14 protein-coding genes are annotated in these 16,548 nt (G+C 70.7%); 3 read left to right on the top strand and 11 right to left on the bottom strand.

The features are described 5' to 3' along the window. Position 1 precedes the first annotated feature (1 nt). The 3 genes from NW895_RS07930 to NW895_RS07920 all read right to left on the bottom strand — a co-directional run bounded on the left by NW895_RS07930 (position 2) and on the right by NW895_RS07920 (position 4,407). Complete coding sequence (locus NW895_RS07930; RefSeq protein ID WP_289934827.1) at positions 2-1,327, bottom strand: ABC transporter substrate-binding protein; 1,326 nt, start codon at positions 1,325-1,327, stop codon at positions 2-4. Between the two features lie 43 nt (positions 1,328-1,370). Beyond that, positions 1,371-2,996 carry a glycoside hydrolase family 13 protein gene (locus NW895_RS07925; RefSeq protein ID WP_289934611.1) on the bottom strand — a complete coding sequence of 542 codons (1,626 nt, stop codon included), beginning with the start codon at positions 2,994-2,996 and terminating at the stop codon, positions 1,371-1,373. A 139-nt stretch (positions 2,997-3,135) separates the two neighbouring features. Next, positions 3,136-4,407, bottom strand: a complete 1,272-nt coding sequence (locus NW895_RS07920; RefSeq protein WP_289934610.1) for an ABC transporter substrate-binding protein — start codon at positions 4,405-4,407, stop codon at positions 3,136-3,138. 124 nt (positions 4,408-4,531) lie between these two features. On the opposite strand from NW895_RS07920, the gene NW895_RS07915 reads away from it, so the two are divergent. The 3 genes from NW895_RS07915 to NW895_RS07905 are packed head-to-tail and all read left to right on the top strand — an operon-like array spanning position 4,532 to position 8,124. After that, on the top strand, positions 4,532-5,047 hold the full coding sequence (locus tag NW895_RS07915; RefSeq protein ID WP_289934609.1) for a PadR family transcriptional regulator: 516 nt from the start codon (positions 4,532-4,534) through the stop codon (positions 5,045-5,047). Beyond that, positions 5,044-5,799, top strand: a complete 756-nt coding sequence (locus NW895_RS07910) for an ABC transporter ATP-binding protein (RefSeq protein WP_289934608.1) — start codon at positions 5,044-5,046, stop codon at positions 5,797-5,799. Before NW895_RS07915 ends, NW895_RS07910 begins: the two co-directional genes overlap by 4 nt. 42 nt (positions 5,800-5,841) lie before the next feature. Beyond that, entirely contained in the window at positions 5,842-8,124 is a 2,283-nt protein-coding gene (locus NW895_RS07905; protein ID WP_289934607.1) for an FtsX-like permease family protein, read from the top strand. 17 nt (positions 8,125-8,141) lie between these two features. On the opposite strand, the gene NW895_RS07900 is transcribed toward NW895_RS07905, so the two are convergent. The 8 genes from NW895_RS07900 to gap form a co-directional block, all read right to left on the bottom strand. Further along, positions 8,142-9,104, bottom strand: a complete 963-nt coding sequence (locus NW895_RS07900) for a proline-rich domain-containing protein (RefSeq protein WP_289934606.1) — start codon at positions 9,102-9,104, stop codon at positions 8,142-8,144. A gap of 90 nt (positions 9,105-9,194) precedes the next feature. Beyond that, positions 9,195-10,850, bottom strand: a complete 1,656-nt coding sequence (gene pgi, locus NW895_RS07895; RefSeq protein WP_289934605.1) for a glucose-6-phosphate isomerase — start codon at positions 10,848-10,850, stop codon at positions 9,195-9,197. 90 nt (positions 10,851-10,940) lie between these two features. Continuing rightward, positions 10,941-12,209, bottom strand: coding sequence for an MFS transporter (locus tag NW895_RS07890; protein WP_289934604.1), 1,269 nt, complete (start codon positions 12,207-12,209; stop codon positions 10,941-10,943). Between the two features lie 155 nt (positions 12,210-12,364). After that, a complete protein-coding gene (locus NW895_RS07885; RefSeq protein WP_078066843.1) occupies positions 12,365-12,700 on the bottom strand; it encodes an RNA polymerase-binding protein RbpA in 336 nt (111 codons plus the stop codon). Positions 12,701-12,912: 212 nt separating this feature from the next. Continuing rightward, positions 12,913-13,149 carry a preprotein translocase subunit SecG gene (gene secG / locus NW895_RS07880; protein ID WP_094052663.1) on the bottom strand — a complete coding sequence of 79 codons (237 nt, stop codon included), beginning with the start codon at positions 13,147-13,149 and terminating at the stop codon, positions 12,913-12,915. 95 nt (positions 13,150-13,244) lie between these two features. After that, positions 13,245-14,021, bottom strand: a complete 777-nt coding sequence (tpiA, locus tag NW895_RS07875; RefSeq protein WP_289934603.1) for a triose-phosphate isomerase — start codon at positions 14,019-14,021, stop codon at positions 13,245-13,247. Positions 14,022-14,026: 5 nt separating this feature from the next. Continuing rightward, a complete protein-coding gene (locus NW895_RS07870; protein ID WP_289934602.1) occupies positions 14,027-15,238 on the bottom strand; it encodes a phosphoglycerate kinase in 1,212 nt (403 codons plus the stop codon). 146 nt (positions 15,239-15,384) lie between these two features. Beyond that, positions 15,385-16,392, bottom strand: a complete 1,008-nt coding sequence (gene gap / locus NW895_RS07865; protein ID WP_289934601.1) for a type I glyceraldehyde-3-phosphate dehydrogenase — start codon at positions 16,390-16,392, stop codon at positions 15,385-15,387. Between the last annotated feature and the right edge of the window lie 156 nt (positions 16,393-16,548).

Below are 16,548 nucleotides of genomic sequence, written 5' to 3'. Positions count from 1 at the left end.
GTCAGCCCTGGTACGCCTTGGCCGCGGCGGCCTCCAGCTCGGCCGCGGTGCCCTTCGGGTCGGACGGGTCGCGCAGGAAGTCCTGCAGGAGCTTCCACTCGCCCGTGCCCTTGGTGCCGCCGAAGGCCGCGGGAGCCTGGTCGGACATGTCGAAGCGGACCGAGTCGCCGGCCGCGATGAGGGACTTGGCGGTCGCGCGGGTGACGTCGTCGCCGTAGGAGGCGAGGTCGAGCTTCTTGTTCGGGGACAGGAAGCCGCCCGCCTCGGCCCACACGGCCGCGGCCTCGGGCGTCGCCAGATACTCCAGGAGCGCCTGGGCGGCCTTCTGGTTCTTGCCGTCCTTCAGGACGGCGGCCGCGTCACCGCCGCTGACGACCGGCGCCTCGCCGCCGCCGACCGCCGGGAAGGGGAAGAAGTTCGCGTCCTCGCCGATCGTCTTCCCGAACTGGTCCTTGGCGACCCCGGCGACGAAGTCGCCCTCGTACACCATGCCGGCCTCGGGCTTCGGACCGAACACCTTCTCCACCGAGCCCGGGAAGTCGGTGTTCAGGGCCTCCTTCTGACCGCCCGCGACGAGTTGCTTGTCCTTGAAGAGCTTGCCGAGCGTGGTGAGCGCCTCGACCACGCTCGCGTCGGTCCACTTCAGCTTGTGGGCGGCGAGGGCGTCGTACTTCTCCGGTCCGGCCTGGGAGAGGTAGACGTTCTCGAACCAGTCGGTGAGCGTCCAGCCGTCCTGCCCGGCGACCGAGAAGGCGGCGAGACCGGAGTCGGAGACGGTCTGCCCGGCCTTCAGCATCTCGTCGTACGTCTTCGGCGGCTTGACGCCGGCCTGGGCGAGGGCGTCGGGGCTGTACCAGACGGTCGACTTGTGGGCGGCCTTGAAGTACAGGCCGTACAGGGTGCCGTCGACGCTGCCGTAGTCCTTCCAGACGTCCGCGTAGTTGGCGTCCACGGACTGCCGGGTCTTCTTCGACAGCGGCTTGAGCCAGCCCTTCTGCGCGAACTGCTTGAGCACGCCGACCTGCGGGACCATCACGACGTCGGGGGCGTTGCCGCCCTCGATCTTGCTGCCGACGACGGTGGAGACGTTGTCGCCGGTGGAGACGAACTGCGTCTTGGCGCCGGTCTTCTCGGTGAAGGCGTCCAGCACCTTCTGGAAGTTCTTCTGCTCGGTGCCGGACCAGACGCCGGCCACGGTGACCGTCTGGCCGCTGAGCGCCTTGTCGCCGCCGCCGGCCGTGACGGGCCCGCCGCCACAGGCGGTCGCGCCGAGCGCCAGGGCGAGGGCGGTGCAGCCGGTGAGGAGGGTGGTACGTCGTCGCATCATCATTGATGTCCCTTCATCGGGTGTGAGTTGACGTCGCTGGGGGTCAGCTGTCGCTGATCCACCAGGCCGCCGTCGAGCCGGGCAGCACCCCTGCAGGGCAGGGGCCGCTGGCGAGCAGCGGGGTGCCGGAGACCGGCGCGGGCGTGGGTGCCGTGCCGAAGTTGACGGCGCAGACCAGGTCGTCGCCGCGGACGAAGGCCAGGACGCCGGGCGGGGTGTCGAGCCAGCGCAGCGTGCCCTCGCCCAACTGCGGCAAGGCGGACCGGAGTTGCAGGCCGTCGCGGTACAGGTGCCAGAAGGAGCGGGTGTCGGCGAGGGCCCGGTCGGTGGCGTACTTGGCGAAGTACTCCGGCTGCGGCAGCCACGGCTTGGCCCCCTCCGCGCCGGAGGTGAAGCCGAAGGGGGAGGCCTGCCCCGACCACGGCAGCGGCACCCGGCAGCCGTCGCGGATGCGGGCCCGGCTGCCGGTGCGGTGGAAGATCGGGTCGGTGAGCACGTCGTCGGGCAGGTCGACGACCTCGGGCAGGCCCAGCTCCTCGCCCTGGTAGATGTACGCGGCTCCGGGCAGCGCCAGCATCAGCAGCGCGGCGGCGCGGGCACGGGCGGCGCCCAGGCCGCTGCCCGCGGGGGCGGGTTCGCCGTAGCGGGTGACGGTGCGGACCTGGTCGTGGTTGTTGAGGACCCAGGTGACCGTGGAGCCCGTCCCGGCTATGTCCTGCATCGCCTCGGAGATGACCTTGCGGAAGGCGTCCGGGTCCCAGGGGGCACCGAGCAGGTCGAAGAAGAAGGCCTGGTGGAGCTCGTCCGGGCGGACGTACAGGGCGTGCTCGCGGGCGGTGGGCACGGAGACCTCGCCGACCAGCAGGCGCTCGCGGCCGTCGCGGGCGGCGTACTCCTCGCAGATCGCCCGCCAGCGGCGCCACACGTCGTGCACCTCGGGCTGGTTCCAGGCGAGCGGGTTGACCGAGTCGCGGGTGCGGGCGTCGGCCTCGGGGTCGTCCGAGTCGGGCAGCTCGGGGTGCTTGTAGAGGCCGGCGGCGACGTCGATACGGAAGCCGTCGATGCCCCGGTCCAGCCAGAAGCGGAGGATCCGGTCGAACTCGGCGCCGATCTCGGGGTTGCGCCAGTTCCAGTCGGGCTGTTCGGGCGCGAACATGTGCAGGTACCACTGGCCGGGTCGCCCGTCCGCTTCCGTCACTCGGGTCCAGGCCGGGCCACCGAACATGGAGTGCCAGTTGTTGGGCGGCTCGGAGCCGTCGGGGCCGCGGCCGTCGGCGAAGTGGAAGCGGGCGCGGGCCGGGCTGCCGGGGCCTTCCGCGAGTGCCTCGCGGAACCACGGGTGCTCGCTGGAGCAGTGGTTCGGGACGATGTCCAGCAGCACCTTGATGCCGAGCCGCCGGGCGGCCGTGACCAGCAGGTCGAACTCGGCGAGGTCCCCGAAGAGCGGGTCGACGTCGCAGTAGTCGGCCACGTCGTACCCGTGGTCGTGCTGCGGCGAGGGATAGAAGGGGCTCAGCCAGATCCCGTCGACGCCGAGCTTCTTGAGGTACGGCAGCCCGGCCCGGACCCCTGCGAGATCGCCGATGCCGTCGCCGGTGCTGTCCAGGAAGCTGCGGACGTAAACCTGGTAGATCACGGCGTCGCGCCACCAGCGGTACTTACTCAGCATGCATGCATGTTATGTAGGCGTCTCGCGAGGGTGTCAACGAAAAGAACAGAAGCTACTGCTGAGTTGAGGCACCAAATACGGACTTAACCGGGCATTCTGAAGAAAGGTGAGACGTTCGCGTTACCTAACAGGTAACTAGCTAGCTGCCGGAAACGGCCGCGAGCTCCCTCGCCAGCCGCCGCACCGCCGCCCCGGGCGTCTGCTGCCCGGTCATCGCGTCGTGCACGACCGCCTGCACCGCCAGGCTGACCTGGTCGTAGCGCGGACTCTTGGGGCGCGGAGCGGCGGAGAGCACGCTCTCGCGCAGCGTCGGCAGATACGGGAACCTGCGGATGAGCCCGGGGTCCTCGTAGAGGTCGGCGCGTACGGGCGGCAGCGCGCCGCGCGTGAGGACCTGGCGCTGGACACGCTCACTGGTCAGGTACGCGATCAGGCGCGCGGCCGAGTCGGGATGCCGCGCGTGTGTGGTGACGGCCAGGTTGGAGCCGCCGAGGACGCTCGTCCCCGGCCCGTCCGGCCCCGGCAGCGGTACGGCACCGATCTTGCCGGCGACCTCGGAGCCCGGGGCGGAGGCGACGACGTACGCGTACGGCCAGTTGCGCAGGAAGAGCAGCCGGCCGTCCTGGAAGGCCTGCTTGGACTCCTCCTCCTTGTACGTCAGCGCCTCTTTGGGGATCCAGCCCTCGCGCACGCCGCGGGTGAGGAACCCGATGCCCTCGCGGGCCGCCGCCGAGTCCACGGTGACGCGTTCGCCCTCGTCGCCGAGGATCGTGCCGCCCGCCGAGTAGACGGCCTCGGCCGCGTTGACGGTGAGGCCCTCGTAGGGGAGGAACTGGCCTGCGTAGCCGTCCAGTCCGTACTTCGGCGCGATGGTCCTGGCCTGCCGCTCCAGCTCGGCCCAGGTGCGCGGCGGCGGGACGCCCTCCTCGGCCAGGACGTCCTTGCGATAGAGGAGCAGGCCGGCGTTGGTGACGTACGGGACGGCGTACAGCTGCCCGCCGTAGGTCGCGGTGTCGACGACCGGTGGGAGGAAGGTCCTCAGGGGGAAGCGGTCGCGCGGGAGTGGCCGTATCCAGCCCGCTGCGGCGAACTCCGACGTCCAGTTGACGTCGATGTTGAGGACGTCGAAGCGGCTGCGGTCGCCGCCGCGCAGGTCGGTGACCATCTGCGCGTGGGTCTCGTCGGCGGAGTCCGGGAGCTCGACGAGGGTGACCTTCTCGCCGGGATGCGTGCGGTTCCAGCCCTCCAGGAGGGGGCCGAGATAGCCGGTGAGGTCTCCGGCGGTGGCGAGCGTGAGCGGGCCGCGGTCGTCCGGGGAGCCCTCGCCGGCCTGCGCGCCCGAGGCGACGTACCCGGTCATGACCACGACGAGGACGAGAAGGCCCCTACCGGCGGCGCGTATCCACCGCATAGGTTCCTCCCTGTACACCGGCACCGGGCACCCTTGCCCGGAGTCAGAGGCCATGTATACCTGTTAGGTATGGGCGATACTAGGGCCTGCGGCACATTACAAGGATGCGAGGAGGAGAGCACGAGTGCGGCTGCCCCTCCTGGCCCTGCTCGCCCGTGGCCCGGCCCACGGCTACGAGCTCAAGCAGGACCTTGAGCAACTGCTGGGCTCCGCGTACCCTCAGCCGAACGTCGGCCAGATCTATGTGACCCTCGGCCGCCTCGAGAAGTCCGGACTGATCGAGGGCGAGGACGTCGAGCAGTCGAGCCGGCCCAACAAGAAGGTCTACCACCTCACCGACGCCGGGCGTCAGGCGCTGCGCGCCTGGTTCGAGGAGCCCGAGGACGAGCCTCGGGTGCGGGACGAGTTCTTCATGAAGCTGGCGCTCGCCCCGCAGACCGGTCTCGCCGACCAGATCGCCCTCATCAACAAGCAGCGGCGCCAGTACCTGAACACCATGCGTCAACTGTCGAAACTGGCCGCCGCCGAAGACCGGGACAACCGCATCGCCCACCTGCTGATCGAGGGCGCGATGCTGCACCTGCAGGCCGACCTCGACTGGCTGGAGCGGTGCCAGGAAGAGCTGGAGGAGCTGGAGTGAGCGACGACCGTCCCGCTCCTGTGCTGCGCGCCGAGGGGCTGGTGAAGACGCACCACGGCGAGGGCGCACCCGCCCATGCCGTGCGCGGGGTCGATCTGCGGGTGACGCCGGGTGAGTTCGTGGCGATCACCGGGCCGTCCGGTGCGGGCAAGTCGACTCTGCTGCACCTGCTCGGCGGGCTCCAGCGGCCGGACGCCGGCAGCATCTGGCTGGACGGTGAGTGCACGGACGCCTACAGCGAGGCGCGCTGGGCCGTGGAGCGGCGCAAGCGCATCGGGATCGTCTTCCAGTTCTTCAACCTGGTGTCGAACCTGTCCGTCGCCGACAACGTCGAGCTGCCCGCCCTGCTCGCCGGGGTGCCGCCGAAGCGGGCGCGCGCCGAGCGGGAGGAGCTGCTGGCGGAACTGGGGCTCGCGGGCAAGGAGCGCAGCATGCCGGGCGAGCTGTCCGGCGGTGAGCAGCAGCGGGTCGCGCTGGCCCGGGCCCTGGTCAACCATCCGCCGCTGCTGCTGGCCGACGAGCCCGCGGGCAGCCTGGACAGCAAGGGCACCCGCGAGGTGATGCGGCTGCTGTCCCGCTTCCACCAGCGCGGCCAGACGATCCTGCTGGTCACCCATGACGCGCGGCTGGCCAGCGCGGCGGACCGGGTGATCAGCTTCTTCGACGGGCGGATCGTGGACGACGCGGAGCTGGACGGCGGCACACCGTCGCGCCGCTCCGGAACGTCCGGTGTGCTGGAGCTCAAGGACTGACATGCGGATGTACGACCGTCGCGTACCGAGGGGCTGACGCCCGTGCGAGCCACCCTGCGCTGGGCGCACTCCGATCTGCGGACGCACCGCGGCGAGGCGCTGTTCCTCGTCCTCGCCACCGCGGGCATCGTCGTGTCGCTGCTGCTGGCCACCGCGCTCTTCGGGTACGCGACCAACCCCTGGCAACGCGTCTTCACCCAGTCCCACGGCGCCCACGTGTGGCTGCACACCGCCCCCTCCACCGACACCGGGAAGCTGACCACGCTGGAGGGCGTCGACTCCGTCGCGGGCCCCTACCCCACCGCCTCCGCCACCGTCGCCTCACGGGGCACCCGCGCCTCCGTGGAACTGCGCGGCACCACGCAGCGGCCCTCCGTGGGCCGTCCGCTGCTCACCTCCGGGCGCTGGCTGGACCCGGCGACACCCGACGGCGTGGTCCTGGAGAGCCGTCTGGCCCGCGCCCTGCTGGCCGAGCCCGGCGACAAGCTCACCCTGCCCGGCACCGCACGCAGGCTGACCGTCCTGGGCGTCGCCGACAGCGCCGAGCCACGCTACCGGCCGGGTGAGCAGCCGGGGCTGGTGTGGGCGCTGCCGTCCGCCGTGCGCGCCCCGGACGCTCAGGTGATCGGGCTGCGGCTGACCGACCCCGGGGACACGGACTACGCCGTCCAGCGCGCGGTGACCGTGCTGGGCGCGGGCGCGATCGGCGAGGTCTCGACCTGGCAGCAGGCACGCGCCGAGGCACAGGGCGACAACCGGCTGCTCGGCCAGGTGCTGGGCCTGTTCGGGCTGGGTGCGCTGGTCGCCGCCGGGTTCGCCGTGCACGGGGCGATCGGCACCCGTATCCGCGGCCATCTGCGGGACATCTCGGTGCTGAAGGCGATCGGCTTCACCCCCGGCCAGGTCGTCCGCGTGTTCCTGCTCCAGCACCTCGCCTACGCGCTCCTCGGCGCGGTGGCCGCCGCCGCGCTCACCCAGGTACTGGGCGGCCGCATCCCGGGGCGGCTCGGGGACGCGGTCGGCGTGTGGCAGGGGCTGCCCGGGCACACCGTGGCGCTGTTCGCGGTGCCGGTGGGCGCGGTGCTGTTCATCGGGGCGACCACCGGGCTCGCGGCGTGGCGGGCGGGGCGGGTGTCTCCGGTGCCGGTGCCGCGGCCGGCGGCGCCGCTGGGCGGGCGGCTGTCGGGGGTGGCACGCCGGGCGCTCGGGGTGCGGGTGCCGCCCGCGCTGGTCCTGGGCTGGCACAGGGCGTTCACCCGCCGCCCCCGCTCACTGGCCACGGTCGCGCGGCTCGCACTGCCGCTGCTGCTGATCGTGGTGGCGATGAGCGCGTGGACCACCATCGACCGCTTCCACAGCAGGCCCGAGCAGGTCGGCCTCCCGGCCGCGCTCGCCGTCCGCGCGGACACCGGTCTGAGCGACCGGGCGGCCCGTACCCTGCTGGAGCGCGATCCGCAGGTCGCCGCCGCCTACCCGGGCGTCGAGGTGGCCGCCCTGGTCCCGGGCCAGACCGCCACCATCGCTCTGCGCGGCCTCGGCACCCGTGAGGATCCCTACCCGTACGCCCTCGCCGAGGGCCGCACCGCCGACGGGCCGGACGAGGCGGTGGCCGGGCAGGGGCTGCTGGACCTGCTGGACGTGCACGTCGGCGACTGGGTGCGGATGACCATCGGCGACCAGCCGCAGATCCTGCACATCGTGGGCCGCAGCATCGAACCGGAGAACGCCGGCCGGGTCATCTCCACCTCCCTCGACACCCTCCGCGAGAACGACCCGCAGCTCCGCCCGACCCTCTACCAGCTGCGGCTGGCTCCCGGCGCCGACCCGCACGAGGTCGCCGACCGCCTGGCGACGGCCGGAGGCGGTCATCTGGACGTGCACACGGTCACGAACCCGGCCGACGGGCTCTCGCCGCTCCGGGGAGTGGTCCTCGGCCTGATCGCCGTGCTCGCCCTCATCGGGCTCATCGAACTGCTGACCGCGATCGGCGGTACGGTCCGCGAGTCCGAACGGGACCTGCTGGCGCTGAAGGCCATCGGCCTGTCCCCACGGCAGATCACGGCCATCACGGTCACGGCCACCGGCTGTACGGCGCTGGCGGCCGTGCTCGTCGCCATGGCCCTGGGGCTGCCGCTCGCCCACTGGCTGATCGACGCCCAGGGCAGGTCGAACGGCATCGGCGCCGGCATCGCCCAGGGCCCGTCCGCCGTCCTTCTGCTGCTGCTCGGCACGGCCGCCGTGCTGGGCGCGGCAGCACTCGCCGCCCTGCCGGCGGGCCGTGCGGCACGCCGCCGGCTCGCGGACACCCTGAGCGCGGTCGCCTGACCGCACCGTCCCGCGTGTCAGCCGCCGTAGGGACCGTAGGGGCCCTGCGGGTGGTACGGCGGCTGGGGCGCGTACGGGTTTCCGGAGCCGGGTGGTGCGTACGGGTGGCCGTAGGGGCCGCCCTGGGGTGGGACACCGTACGGGTTGCCGTACGGGTTGCCGTAGGGCTGCCCCGGTGCCGGCACGTACGGCGGCGTCGCCGGAGGCATCGGCGGGGGCGGCGGTGTGATGCGCGGCAGGGTGGCCGGGTGGGCGAGCAGCCGGATGCCGTAGTGCCGCTTCAGCCGCCTCATCTCCAGCAGCGCTATCCCGGTGACCGTGAGCGGGGCCCCCAGGATGAAGACGATCCCCAGCGTGAGGCCGAGGCCGTGCAGGTCGCCCGTCACGAGGTCGAAGAGGGCCATCAGCCAGCTGGTGACCGCGGCGAGCAGCGGCGGCAGGCAGCGGTGCACTGCGGCGGTGCCGAAAAAGTTGCCGGAGACGAAGAAGGCGCCGGCACCCACGAAGCAGACCGCCCAGAGACCGGCGAGCCCGACCAGCACCCGCACCAGCGTGCCCATCTCCTGCGACAGCCCGAAGGCCAGGACCGTCGCGACGACCGAACCGACGAACAGCAGCAGCAGCTTGAGCGAGGCGACGAGCGGCTCGCGCAGCTGCCGCGCGGTACCGCCGCCCGAGCGTTGCCAGACGTAGAGCATCACGCCGACCGTGACCGGAGTGAGGAACAGCAGGACGACGGAGGCGGTCGCCGCGTTGTCCAGCATCTCCTCGAACGCGAAACCGCCTTCGACGTAGGTGTAGACACCGAGGGCCGCGACCGCCCCGGCGATGACCCGCACGCGCTTGAGCACGTCCACCGTCGGGTCGAGCGAGCCCGGGATCCACGTCGGATGGAACACCGCACGCGCCACACGATGGGGCTTCAGAAAGGTCCGCGCGGTCAGCGTGCCGCCGGTCCAACTGGGCCGTGGACTAGTCACCTTGCACTCCCCCGAGTGATCGTGTCCATGATCGCGAGGGAGTCTACGGGAAGCGGCCGGTCACGCACCGCCCGCTTCCCGTCCCCGCGCTCAGCGCCGGCCGCGCAGCTCCCGGTAGGTGGCGACCAGGGCCTGCGTCGACGCGTCGAGGCCCGCGACTTCCGCCCCCTCGGTGAGGGCGGGTTCGACGCGCTTGGCGAGGACCTTGCCGAGCTCCACGCCCCACTGGTCGAAGGAGTCGATGTTCCAGATCGCGCCCTGCACGAACACCTTGTGCTCGTAGAGGGCGACGAGCTGACCGAGCACGGACGGCGTCAGCTCGCGCGCCAGGATCGTGGTCGTCGGGTGGTTGCCCTGGAACGTCTTGTGCGGCACCAGCTCCTCCGGCACCCCCTCCGCACGCACCTCGTCCGGCGTCTTGCCGAAGGCCAGCGCCTGCGTCTGGGCGAAGAAGTTGGCCATCAGCAGGTCATGCTGTGCCTTCAGCTCGTCGCTCAGCTCGGCCACCGGCTCGGCGAAACCGATGAAGTCCGCCGGGATCAACTTCGTTCCCTGGTGGATGAGTTGGTAGTACGCGTGCTGCCCGTTGGTGCCCGGCGTGCCCCACACCACCGGCCCGGTCTCCCACTCCACCGCACGGCCGTCCCGGTCGACGTACTTGCCGTTGGACTCCATGTCCAGCTGCTGCAGATAGGCGGTGAACTTGGACAGGTAGTGGCTGTAGGGCAGCACGGCGTGCGACTGGGCGCCGTGGAAGTTGCCGTACCAGATGCCCAACAGACCCAGCAGCAACGGCACGTTGGACTCGGCGGGCGCGGTCCTGAAGTGCTCGTCGACGATCCTGAACCCGTCGAGCATCTCCCGGAACCGGTCCGGGCCGATGGCGATCATCAGGGACAGACCGATGGCGGAGTCGTAGGAGTAGCGGCCGCCGACCCAGTCCCAGAACTCGAACATGTTGGCCGTGTCGATGCCGAACTCCGCGACCTTCTCGGCGTTCGTCGACAGCGCCACGAAGTGCTTGGCTACGGCCTCCTGCCCGGCGTTCAGCTCCCGCAGCAGCCAGTTGCGGGCCGAGGTGGCGTTCGTGACCGTCTCGATGGTGGTGAACGTCTTGGAGGCGACGATGAACAGCGTCTCCGCGGCGTCCAGATCGCGGGTGGCCTCGTGCAGGTCGGCGCCGTCGACGTTGGAGACGAAGCGGACTGTCAGATCGCGGTCGGTGTAGCTGCGCAGCACCTCGTACGCCATGGCCGGGCCGAGGTCGGAGCCGCCGATGCCGACGTTGACGACATTCCTGATCCGCTTGCCGGTGTGGCCGGTCCACGCGCCGGAGCGGACCCGCCCCGCGAAGTCGGCCATCTTGTCGAGCACGGCGTGCACCGCCGGCACGACGTTCTCCCCGTCGACCTCGATCACCGCGTCGCGCGGCGCCCTGAGCGCGGTGTGCAGCACGGCCCGGTGCTCGGTCGTGTTGATCTTCTCGCCGCGGAACATGGCGTCCCTCAGGCCGAACACATCGGTGGCGGCGGCCAGTTCCCGCAGCAACCGCAGGGTCTCGTCGGTGACGAGGTGCTTGGAGTAGTCGACGTACAGGTCGCCGACCTGCAGCCGGTGGCCGGAGCCGCGGCCGGGGTCGGCGGCGAACAGCTCGCGCAGCTGCACCTCGCCGAGTTCCTCACGGTGCTTGGCCAGCGCGGTCCACTCGGGCGTCTGGTTGAGTCTGGTACGGCCGTCTGCGTTCATGTCGGACTTCAGCCCTCTTTCCTACCTGTCCCAGCTGTCGCAGCTGTCCTGCTGCGTTCACTGCCCCGCTGCCGGTCCCAACCTAATTGATCAGCGGGTGAGGTGATCCGCCGTCCTGTCGTCGTCCGGCGCAACAACAGGTACGTCCGGCTTGCGCGCCGGTATCAGCGCGGTGACGGACAGGACGAAGAAGGCCGCCGCGAGCAGTGCGGGGGTGTTCGGTCCCCAGGCCGTGGCGACGGCGCCGCCCAGCAGGGCGCCGAGGGGCGCTCCGGCCACCGCGAGCGTGCGGAAGGCCGAGCTGACCCGGCCCAGCATCCCGGCGGGGCTGCGCTCCTGCATCAGCGTCGTCTGGTTGACGTTCCACACCATGCCCATGAAGCCGAACACGGCCATGGCTGCCACCAGCGCGGTCAGGCTGCGTACCGAGCCGATGACGACGAGCGCGCAGATCTGCGTGCACCCGGCGAGCAGGACCGCGCGCATCCGCCCGGTGCGGGCGGCGAGCCGGCGATTGACCACTCCCCCGGCCAGGCTGCCGACCGTGTACGCGGTCGCGGCCGCCGCGTATCCGGCGTTGCCCGCGTCCAGCCAGCCGGTCACCAGGACGACGAGGGTGGCGATGAGGGCGCCCATGCCGATGTTGCACAGCGCCGTGGCGGCGCACAGGCCGCGCAGCACCCGGTCGCGGCCGAGGGCGCGCAGTCCGTCCGCGATCTCCCGGCGCAGGGTGCAGCCCGACGGCCTCGGCTTCCGCTCGGGCACGGCGACGCGCAGCGAGGCCACCAGCGCGGCGGCCACCAGGAAGGTGACGGCGTCGGTGGCGAACGGCACGGCGGCCCCCGCCGCCAGCAGCAGCGGCACGGCCGGCCCGCCCAGCAGACCACCGGCGATGCGCTGGCCGGTCATCAGGCGCGCGTTCGCGCTGTCGAGCGTGTCGGAATCCACCAGGGCGGGCAGCAACGCCGTCGCGGCGTTGTCGAAGAGCGTCTGCAGGGTGGTGAGGGCGAAGGCCAGCGCGATCAGCAGGGAGATCGAGGCGTGCCCCAGCTCGACGGCCACCGCGAAGCCCGCGACCAGCAGGCCGCGTACCGCGTCCACTGCCCACATCGCGCGCCGCTGGTCCACGCGGTCGGCGACGGCTCCGCCGAGCAGCCCGAAGACGATCCACGGCAGGTAGCCGCAGGCGGCGACGGACGCGATGAGCAGCGGCTCGTCGGTCAGCGACGCGGCCAGCAGGGGCAGCGCGGCCGTCCGCAGCGCATCACCGAAACCGGAGAGCACGGCGGCGCTCCACAGCCGCCCGAACCCGCCACGCCACGCGGGCGCACGCACTCCCGCCACCTCGACCGTCGCCATGACTCCCCCCTCACGATTCGGCCGTCCGAACCGATGCACAAACCGTAGAGGGCACCACTGACAATCGGTCCCGGAGTCGTCGTGCGCAGACCCGTGCGCGGAGCCGCGAAACAGCTCCGGCCAGGCACCTTTCGATGCCCGGCCGGTCTCAACTCCTAGATCTCGCCCCGCAGTTTGGCGAGCGCCTCGGCGAGGATCGCCTCGCCGTCCGCGTCGCTGCGGCGCTCCCGCACATACGCCAGGTGCGTCTTGTAGGGCTCGGTGCGCGGCGGGTCCGGCGGGTTGTCCCGGTCCTGGCCGGCCGGAAAGCCGCAACGGGGGCAGTCCCAGGTGTCGGGGACCTGCGCGTCGCTGGCGAAGCTCGGCTGGGTCTCGTGCCCGTTGGAGCACCAGAAGGAGACGCGCAGACGCGGCGCGGACTCGCCACGCTCGGCCTCGCCCATCGGCCCCGCCCCGACCCGGCTTCCTCGGATCGCGTTGCCACTTGCCACGGTCGTAACTCCCTGCGTGATGGTGCACCGAAGCGAGTCGGCGTTTCGCTTCGCTGCGAGCGCCTCAGTCTACGTAAGGCCCAACGCGCGTCCAGTGATTGGAGTTACAGCCCCCACATCTAGACGCAAGCCCCATGATAGGCCGCGCTCAGGAACGCGCACCGGACATGGGGCCTTACGTGCGGAAGTGCGCACCGCGTGTGCGGCACTGATCAGTTGTTCACCTTCATCAGGATGCCGAGCACGACAATGCACGCGAACCACAGCAGACCGATCACCACGGTGATCCGGTCGAGGTTGCGCTCGGCGACGGAGGAGCCGCCGACGGACGACTGCATGCCGCCACCGAACATGTCGGAGAGGCCGCCGCCCTTCCCCTTGTGCATCAGCACCAGCAGCATCAGCAGCAGGCTGAAGACGATCAGGGCGATCGAGAACCCCAAAACCACGGCTGGACCAACTTCCTCGGATTCGGATGGACGACGGGGCCCAGCAGACAGTGCTGGACCCCGCAAGGGTACGACGGATCGCGCCTACCGCATACTCACTGGTCGCGGAACCGCACGATCTTGACGAACTCGTCCGCGTCCAGCGAGGCGCCGCCGACCAGGGCGCCGTCGATGTCGGGCTGGGCCATGATCTCGGCGACGTTGCCGGACTTGACCGAACCGCCGTACTGGATGCGGACCATGCCGGCGGCGTCATGCGAGTACAACTCGGCGATCTTGCCGCGGATGGCAGCGCAGACCTCCTGGGCGTCCTCGGCCCCGCAGACCTTGCCGGTGCCGATGGCCCAGACGGGCTCATAGGCGATCACGATGGTCTCGGCCTGCTCGGCCGGGAGATCCTTCAGACCGCCCTCGACCTGGGCGAGCGTGTGCGGGACGGCGTTGCCGGCCTCGCGGACGTCCAGCTCCTCGCCGACGCACAGGATCGGGGTCAGGCCGTGCTTGTAGGCGGCCTTGACCTTGGCGTTCACCAGTTCGTCGGTCTCGTTGTGGTACTGGCGGCGCTCGGAGTGGCCGATCACCACGTACGTGCACTTCAGCTTGGCCAGCATCGGGCCCGAGATCTCGCCGGTGTAGGCACCGCCGTCGTGGGCCGAGATGTCCTGGGCGCCGTACTTGATCCGGAGCTTGTCGCCGTCGACCAGGGTCTGCACGGAGCGCAGGTCGGTGAAGGGCGGAAGGACGGCGACCTCGACGGCCTCGTAGTCCTTGTCGGCGAGGGCGAAGGCGAGCTTCTGGACGTGGGCGATGGCCTCCAGGTGGTTGAGGTTCATCTTCCAGTTGCCCGCCATCAGCGGCGTGCGCGTGCTCATCTGGGTCAGTCCTCCAGTGCGGCGAGGCCGGGGAGCGTCTTGCCCTCAAGGTATTCGAGGGAGGCGCCACCTCCGGTCGAGATGTGGCCGAATGCCGTCTCGTCGAAGCCCAGGGTGCGCACGGCCGCGGCGGAGTCGCCGCCGCCGACCACGGTGAAGCCCTTGGACTCGACGAGGGCCTGGGCGACCGCCTTGGTGCCCTCGGCGTAGTCGGGGTGTTCGAAGACGCCCATCGGGCCGTTCCAGAAGACGGTGGCCGCGTCGGCGAGCTTCGAGGCGTACAGCTTGCGGGTCTCAGGACCGATGTCCAGACCCTCCTGGTCGGCGGGGATGGCGTCCGCGGCGACGGTCGTGGGGTGGGTGGGGGCCTTGGCCTTCAGGTCCGGGAAGCCGGTGGAGACCAGCGTGTCGATCGGCAGGACCAGCTCGACGCCGGTCTTCTCGGCGCGCTCGATGTACTCCTGGACGGCCGGGATCTGGTCCTCCTGCAGGAGGGACTTGCCGATCTCGTAGCCCTTGGCCTTGAGGAAGGTGTACGCCATGCCGCCGCCGATGAGGAGCCGGTCGGCCTTGCCGAGCAGCTGGTCGATGACGGCGAGCTTGTCGGACACCTTGGCGCCGCCCAGGGCGACGACGTAGGGGCGCTGGACGTCCTCGGTGAGCTTCTTCAGGACGCCGACCTCGGTGGCGATCAGGTAGCCGGCGTAGTGCGGCAGGCGCTTGGGCAGGTCGAAGACCGAGGCGTGCCTCCGGTGCACCGCGCCGAAGCCGTCGCCCACGTAGATGTCGGCCAGGGCGGCGAGCTGGTCGGCGAAGGCGGCGCGGTCGGCGTCGTCCTTGCTGGTCTCGCCCGGGTTGAAGCGCAGGTTCTCGATGACCGCGACCTGGCCGTCGTCGAGGCCGGTGACGGTGGACGTGGCGGACTCGCCGACCGTGTCGGTGGCGAACGCCACCGGGCTGCCGAGGAGTTCGCCGAGGCGCGAGGCGGCGGGGGCGAGGGAGAAGACCGGGTCCGGCGCGCCCTTGGGGCGGCCCAGGTGGGAGGCGACGACCACGCGCGCGCCCGCGTCGGCGAGGGCCTTGACGGTGGGCAGCACGGCGCGGATGCGGCCGTCGTCGGTGATGGTGGTGCCGTCGAGCGGCACGTTGAGGTCGGCGCGGACGAAGACGCGCTTGCCCGCGACGCCTTCGGAGAGGAGTTCGTCGATCGTCTTCATGAGGGGGCTCCTGAGGAGGCTTGATCGCTCGTGTTCGCTCGTGATCGATCAGGTGAGGGCTGATCTGTACGTGAGTCAGGGCTCGGACGGTGCGTCCGCGCACCGCCCGAGCCCTGCTCTCACACCGAAGTGCCTGCTGAAGTCGATCAGAGCTGGTTGCCGACGAAGACCGTCAGGTCGACGAGGCGGTTGGAGTAGCCCCACTCGTTGTCGTACCAGCCGATGACCTTCACGTTCTTGCCCTCCTGGACCATGGTCAGGGAGGAGTCGAAGGTGCAGGACGCCGGGGCGTTCACGATGTCGGAGGAGACGATCGGGTCCTCGGTGTAGTCGAGGAGACCCTTCAGCTCGCCCTCGGCGGCCTTCTGGAAGGCGGCGTTGACCTCGTCCTTGGTGACCTCGCGGCCGAGCTCGACGACCAGGTCGGTGACCGAGCCGGTCGGGACCGGCACGCGCATGGCGATGCCGTCCAGCTTGCCCTTGAGCTGCGGCAGGACCAGGGCGGTGGCCTTGGCGGCACCGGTGGTGGTCGGAATGATGTTCTCGGCGGCGGCACGGGCGCGGCGCAGGTCCTTGTGCGGGAAGTCCAGGATGCGCTGGTCGTTCGTGTACGCGTGCACCGTCGTCATCAGGCCCTTGACGATGCCGAAGTTCTCGTCGAGGACCTTCGCCATGGGCGCCACACAGTTGGTGGTGCAGGAGGCGTTGGAGATGACGTGGTGGTTCGCCGGGTCGTACTTGTCGTGGTTGACGCCCATGACGATGGTGATGTCCTCGTCCTTGGCCGGAGCCGAGATGAGGACCTTCTTGGCGCCACCGGCGAGGTGCTTGCCGGCGTCTTCCTTCTTGGTGAAGATGCCGGTCGACTCGATCACGATGTCGACGCCCAGCTCACCCCACGGGATGTCGGCGGGGTTGCGCTCGGAGAGGACCTTGATGGTCTTGCCGTCGACGGTGATCGTGTCGGCGGTGTGCGAGACCTCCTGCTTCAGGCGGCCCAGGATGGTGTCGTACTTCAGCAGGTGAGCGGTGGTCGCGGTGTCACCCAGGTCGTTGACAGCCACGATCTCGATGTCTGCACCCTGCTCCAGCAGCGCGCGGAAGTAGTTACGACCGATGCGGCCAAAGCCGTTGATGCCTACGCGGATCGTCACGAACCGATCTCCTCGTTGGTACGCCGGCTCTAGATGCCGGCGAGCTGTATGGGATGTCCCCGACCACCCCCGACCCTACCTCCCTCGGGCGCCGGCAGTGACATCGAGCACGCCCCATACACGGCACGGCGGTCCGTACCCGCCAGTAGGGGTACG

The sequence above is a fragment of the Streptomyces sp. S.PNR 29 genome (assembly GCF_030386795.1).
Classification (GTDB): Bacteria; Actinomycetota; Actinomycetes; order Streptomycetales; family Streptomycetaceae; genus Streptomyces.
The sequence above is the reverse complement of the archived record's forward strand: the minus strand, read 5'-3'. Positions and strand labels throughout refer to the sequence as shown.